Origin of the sequence: Haloarcula vallismortis ATCC 29715 (assembly GCF_000337775.1) — an archaeon.
Lineage (GTDB): Archaea > Halobacteriota > Halobacteria > Halobacteriales > Haloarculaceae > Haloarcula > Haloarcula vallismortis.
In genome coordinates, this window is the sequence record NZ_AOLQ01000068.1 from 1 (window position 1) to 658 (window position 658).

General features: G+C 52.3%; 1 protein-coding gene. It reads left to right on the forward strand.

Annotated elements, in window-relative coordinates:
• The coding region (locus tag C437_RS16980; protein ID WP_004518228.1) for an IS630 family transposase at positions 1–653 on the forward strand (653 nt) is incomplete at its 5' end.
• Positions 654–658 lie beyond the last annotated feature (5 nt).

Genomic DNA, 658 nt, shown 5'->3' on the forward strand with positions numbered 1-658 from the left:
CCAAGCCCCAACCGTACGATTATCGGCGGCCCGAGAATACCGAAGAAATCCTCGACGAGCGCCTGCAAGAGGCGCTCGACGAGGTCCAAGAATCTGACTCAGATGAAGATGACCTCATGACCGATGGGGGCTGTACGGTCGGATTTTTCGATGAGACGTTTCCGAAGCCAGAGGATGTGTACCAGCGGGTGTGGGACTTCGAAACCCCGTCTCAGCAGGTTTCTACCGATCGGTTTGATGCGAATACATTCGGCTTCTATGCGCTCAACGGCGCGGACGCCGTTGAGCTCATGCCAAATTCGCAGTCAGAGTCAGTGTGTGAGTTTCTGCGACGGATTCGAGAGGAGAATCCTGCCGGGCCGCTGGTCGTGATTCTCGATAACTACCCATCTCACCACGCGAACGATGTCAAAGAATTAGCCGATGAGTTAGGGATTCAGCTCGTATTTCTGCCGAAATACTCACCTCATCTCAACCCAATTGAACCGCTTTGGAGAGAGTTGAAATACGCGCTATCACGCGTCTTCGTGACCGACGAAGACGCGTTCCAGTCATTGATTCAGGAACTGTTCGACACCCTCTCAGAGAAGTTGAGCTACGCTGCCGATTGGATCGACACATTCCTCAATGATTTCAGAAAGTTGCGTCAATGACTATA